General features: G+C 69.1%; 4 protein-coding genes and 1 pseudogene. All 5 read right to left on the reverse strand.

Annotated features, from left to right (window positions below; all coding sequences use genetic code 11):
• Nucleotides 1-407 (reverse strand): annotated as a pseudogene (locus tag HR086_RS44310) (cytochrome C); the annotation flags it as partial.
• 15 nt (nt 408-422) lie between these two features.
• Nucleotides 423-1,541, reverse strand: a complete 1,119-nt coding sequence (locus HR086_RS44315) for a metallophosphoesterase (RefSeq protein WP_174460805.1) — start codon at nt 1,539-1,541, stop codon at nt 423-425.
• A gap of 13 nt (nt 1,542-1,554) precedes the next feature.
• Nucleotides 1,555-2,868, reverse strand: a complete 1,314-nt coding sequence (locus HR086_RS44320; protein ID WP_174468651.1) for a cytochrome-c peroxidase — start codon at nt 2,866-2,868, stop codon at nt 1,555-1,557.
• 194 nt (nt 2,869-3,062) lie between these two features.
• Entirely contained in the window at nt 3,063-4,430 is a 1,368-nt protein-coding gene (locus tag HR086_RS44325) for a phosphatidylglycerol lysyltransferase domain-containing protein (protein ID WP_373564441.1), read from the reverse strand.
• 5 nt (nt 4,431-4,435) lie between these two features.
• On the reverse strand, nt 4,436-5,376 hold a 941-nt coding region (locus tag HR086_RS44330), incomplete at its 5' end, for a chloride channel protein (protein WP_174468652.1).

A 5,376-nucleotide genomic window follows, 5' to 3' on the forward strand; every position in this document is an offset into this window, starting at 1 on the left:
CCCTCGCGCACCGCCCCTCCCGTCGCGGGCTTCTGCGTCCCCATGGGCGGGTTCTTCTGCTGCGGCGCCTGCTTCTGTCCCTGCGCTACCACGGACGGCGGCACCGGGTCCCAGTTCGCATCCGGGTTCTTCTTCCGCCACGCATCCATCAGCTCGCCCGACACCCGCGCCGCCTGCGCACGCGTCAGCTTCTGCCCCTCCTTGACGCCCTTCACCTCCAGGGACGTCTCCCCGTCACACATCCCCACCACCAGGTTGCCGTCCTTCGACACCGGCACCTGATGCCGCGGCAACTCCGTCGTCTGAAGGGCCTCGGGACGCGGCGCGGGACTCGTGGCCAATGCCACGCCCCCCGCGAAGGACAGCAGCGCTCCCGCTCCCACCCACAGCTTCATCCGGTAGGTCATCGTGTCCCCTCGCGCTCAGTAGCTCGGAAGCTTCGTCCGGGGCGGCGCATCCTGCTTCCCACCCGACGCGAGGTAGCTCCCGCGCACGGTGATGGGATTGCGCTCCCAGAGGTTGTACAGCTTGTCCACCAACCCCGACTCCAGCACGTCCACCCGCCCATCCCCGCAGCCGTCGAACTGGCTGAACGGGTCCGGCCGATTCATCTGCACCGTGAGCTGTGGCAACCCCTCCGGCGCATACGGCCACGGCCACGCCGTGGACAACATCCCGTGGAACTGGATGTTGTCGATGCGGTTCGTCAACAACTGGTGCGTGTGTCCATGAATCACGGTGACACGCTCGAAGGGCTTGAGCAGCGCCTGCACCTCGTCCGCGTCGTCCGTCCAGAAGTTCCAGGGCCGGTAGTACTTGTAGAGCGGCGAGTGGCTGAAGACGATGACCGGCGTCTTCTTGTCCACCTTCGCCAGGTCCTGCTTCATCCACGCGCGCTGCTCACCGCCCACCTCGAAGCGCGACTGGATGCCGTTGTCCAACCCGGCGACAATCTTCATCCGCTCCATCGGCGTGAGCTTCCGCTCCGTCCAGAAGTCCTTCTCCAGAATCGAGTTGAGCACCACGAAGTGCACGCCCTTGTGGTCGAACGAGTAGTTCGGCGCGCCGAACAAGTCCCGCCACAGCTCCCCCATGTCGAGGAACCAGTCGTGCTCGCCCACCATCATCCGCACGGGCGCCTTCACGCTCTTGAGAATCTGCGCCCCCAGCTTCAGCTCTCCCGCCTGTCCCAGCTGCGCCAGGTCCCCACCGAACAACACGAAGTCCGGCTGCGGGTCCAACCCGTTGACGTCATCCACCGCCTTCAGGATGGAGCGCACGAAGCGGTCATTCAGCTTCTGCTCGTACAGGTGCGTGTCGGAGATGTACGCGAAGGTGAAGCGCGGCTTCGTCCCCTGCGCCTCCGCCACGTTGACGAGCTGGAAGCTCTGCGGCGTCCTCAGCCCCATCCCCGCGACGATGCCCGCGGACATGCCCGCCACCCGCAGGAAGGCCCGCCGGTCCAACCGCTTCAGGCCCTCGAAGAAGGCTTCGCGTTCCTCATAGTGCTTCGTCTCGATGCTTCGGAACTTGTTCCCCATGGACGGCGCCTCCTCAGGGCTGCTTCGTCGAAGCGGGTTTGGGCAGCGTCTCGGTGCCGTACACACCGATGTCCGCCGGGTTCTTCACCGACAGGTCCGGATTGGGCGCCAGGTCTCCCAGGTTGCCCTTCTTCCCCAGCGCCACCGCCGTGTCCCGCTCCGGCCGCTGGCCCTTGCGCGCGCGCTGCCGCGCCAGCTCCTGACCATTGAACTTCGTGAAGCGCTCGTCGGTCAGCGTGAAGACGAAGGCCACCAGGTCATCGATTTCGGGCTCCGTCAGCCCCAGTCGCTGCATGCCTCCGTCCAGGTAGGGATTGGCCACTCCCCCCTTGTTGTAGTGGTCCATCACGTCCCACAGCGTCGTCAACGAGCCGTCGTGCATGTACGGCCCGGTGATTCCGACGTTGCGCAGCGTGGGCGTCTTGAACGCGCCCACGTCGTTCTCCTGCTTCGTCACCAGGAAGCGCCCCAGCTCGGAGAAGCGCGTCTGCAGCGCCAGTTCGTCAATCTGCCGCTCGTCGCCCAGCCGGACGACCTTCACACCCTCGCGCGCCAGCTGCGGGAAGTCCTGCTTGTGCGCGGCGACGCCGATGTTGTGGAACTTCTGGTCGCTGAACAGCGGCGACACCGCGTTGCCCGCGTGACAGGAGTTGCACCGCGCCTTGCCGTTGAAGAGGGCCCAGCCCCGTCGCTCCGACGCGTTGAGCGCGTTCGTCTCGCCGTGGATGAAGCGGTCGAAGCGCGCGTTGCCGGAGAACTGCGTGCGTTCGAAAGCGGCGATGGCCGACGCCAGGTCGTCGTAGGTGATGTCCCGCTTGAAGACAGCCTGGAAGGCGGTGACGTACTCGGGAATCCCCCGCAGCTTGGTCACCACCGCCTCCGGCGAGGGCATGGCCATCTCAATCGGATTCAGGATGGGCAGCTTCGCCTGGTCCTCCAGCGTGGACGAGCGCCCGTCCCAGAACTGAGAGGCATTGAAGAGGGCGTTGAGCACCGTGGGGCTGTTGCGCATGCCCTTCTGGCCCTTCACGCCTTCGGCCACCGACTTGCCGTCCGTGAAGCCCTTGTTCGGGTCATGGCAGGTGGCGCAGGACGTGCTGTCATCCAGGGACAGCCGCTTGTCGTTGAAGAGCTTCTCCCCCAGCGCCACCCGTTCGGGCGTCGGTGCCGCGCTCGCGGGCACCGACAGCTTCCACAACACGGCCGACACTCCCGAAGGCAACGGCGAGGGTGGCGGAGCCGAGCTCTGTGTTTCGGGCGCGGCGTGGCTCTCATGGACCCACAGCAACACGGCGAGCGACAGGGCAACGCCGGACGGCGTTCGCATGGTCACCCCTCCCAACCGACGACGGACGACGCCGCGAGAAAGTCACGGCGCCCGAGGCCGGAACAGCTCTTTCCAGAAAACAGCATTGCCCTCGCCTTGCGGTCCAGGAGACGCGAGGAGGAGTGTCCACCTGTGTAAACCCAGGGGGTCCGCGGGACAGGTGAGATGTTGAGTCGTGGAGAAAGCGCGGTGCGTCAGCGCGCGGGCAGGCGGAAGTCGCGCGCGCGGACGAGCAGCCCGGAGGCGGTGGCGGGCGCCAGCACCGCGGCGGTGATGACGAGCCAGTCCACGGGCCCTCGCGCTCGCACCGCGTTGTAGGTGGCGGCCTGCACGAAGGTGAGGCACGCATCCGCGGCGGTGAGGCACACCAGCGCGGTGGCCAGGCCATCTCGCCACCGGCGCACCAGCGAGAAGAGTCCCGCCGCCAGCCCCACGTCGAACAACACCCAGCCCCACTGCACGCGCGCCGAGGGAAACCAGCGCGTGGTGGCGGGCAGCGCCAGGAGCGCCGTCCAGGGCAGCAGCAACACCGCCAGCCCATGAACCAGCAACCGGGGCCGCCGCAGCAACGTCGCCACGCCGAAGCGCACCAGGCTGCCGCGCGCGAAGGCGCGGAGCGCGTCATACACGGCGAAGAATCCACCGCCAGGCTCGGGGTACGCGAGGTGGAGCGGCACCCACGCGTCCGGACGGAACTTCGCCTTGAAGGCGCGCAGGCCCTCGAAGTCGAACAGCGGCTTGCCGCACGCACGCGCCAGTCGCAGCCATGGCCGCACCGGGCCCGAGAGCGGCGCCAGCCCCAGCGTCACGTAGCGACGGCCCTCGGCGGCGGCCGCGCGCATCGCCGCGTCCACCAGGGCCTCGGCGGTGCCGTTGGGCGACTCAGGGTCCCTCACCAGGTCCTGGAGGAACCAGCCGTCCCGCGCGTACACGGGAGACACGAGCAGGACGCCCACCAGCTCGCCCTTCACCTCCGCCGCGAAGGCACGGCGCTCCCGCGCGAAGGCATCCGGACGCAGTTGCACCAGGAAGCCCATGGGCGCCATGCGACGCGACGCCAGCCAGCGCTTCCTCAGGCGCTCCAACGCCTGACGCGTGGGGTGCTCGGACTCCTCCAACACCTGCGCGGGGAGCTCCCGCACCACGACGCCATGCGAGCGCGCGCGGCGCAACTGCTCGCGCAGACTCCGACTGCCGCGCACCACCGACTCCCAACGCGACGGCTCCCACACGGGCTGCTCGCCAATGGAGAGCGACTCCATGGGCACCCACTCCGTGAAGCGCGGCTCCGTGGCGAAGAAACACACGCGCCGGCCCGCCTGTCGCGCCGCGGCCTGGAAGCCCTCCACCGCGCGAGGCAGGGACTCCGGCGCGGTGATGGGCGCACCCGCCGCCACCCACGCGCCGCCCGTGTCCACGTACGCGACGAAGGCGTCCCCCGCCGGGTCGAACCAGTAGCGGAAGCCCGGCATCAGCACCTGGAAGGACGTGGCGTTCCACCCGAACCGGCGCAGCAGCTCCAGTGCCCGCTCGCGCTCCTGTGTTCCCGCCTCGCCGTCCACGTGCTTCAGGCTCCTCGGGCCGGCAACGGCCCACCCAGTCCACGCTCCCTGCGCCGCGAGTTCTCCAGCCGCCGCCGATGCGCGCCCAGCAGGTCGCTCCGGGTGATGATGCCCACGACGCTCGAAGGAGTCTCACGCCGGACCACCGGAAGGCGACCCACGCCCTCCTCCACCATGAGGTCCGCCGCCTCGCGCAGTGAGCTGTCCTCATACGCCACCGACGGAGGACGCCTCACCACGTCCCGCACACGCCGCCCCTCGGGCGCTTGCCCGTCCACCAGGTCCCTGCGCGTGACGACGCCCAGCAGGGCGCCCTCCTTCACCACCGGGAAGCCCTGGTGACGGGTGCCCGCCGCGTCCGACAGCAGCCACGCGCGGACCGACTCCAAGGACCGGTCCGCGTCCAAGGTCACCACGGGCTTGAGCCCCACCTCGCGCACCAGCACCTGCCCCAGCGCATCCACGCCGTACTCGGTGAGGACCCGCCCGCCGCGCCGCGCCAGCTTCTCCGTCATGATGGAGTGGCGCATCAGCAGCGCCGACACCAGATAGGCCGCCGCGCAGCCGCCCAGCAGGGGCAACAACCCCAGGGGCTGGCGCGTCGTCTCGAAGGCGAACACCACCGACGCCAGCAACGCGCGCGAAGCCCCCGCGAAGATGGCCGCCATGCCCACCAGCGCGGCCACGCGAAGGTCCACGCCCAGCCCGGGCGCCAGCCGCATCGCCAGCAGTCCCAGCCCCGAGCCCAGTCCACCGCCCAGGGTGAACAGCGGCGCCAGCGTTCCGCCGGAGGTGCCGCTGCCCAGCGCCACGGACCAGGACACGAACTTCAGCACGCAGAACACGAGCATGGCCGTGCCCACGAAGCGCCCGGAGAGGATGTCCTCGATGTTGGTGTAGCCCACGCCGAGCGTGCGCGGAGACCACCAGCCCACCACCCCCACCA

Source organism: Myxococcus sp. CA039A, assembly GCF_013336645.1.
Lineage (GTDB): Bacteria > Myxococcota > Myxococcia > Myxococcales > Myxococcaceae > Myxococcus > Myxococcus llanfairpwllgwyngyllgogerychwyrndrobwllllantysiliogogogochensis.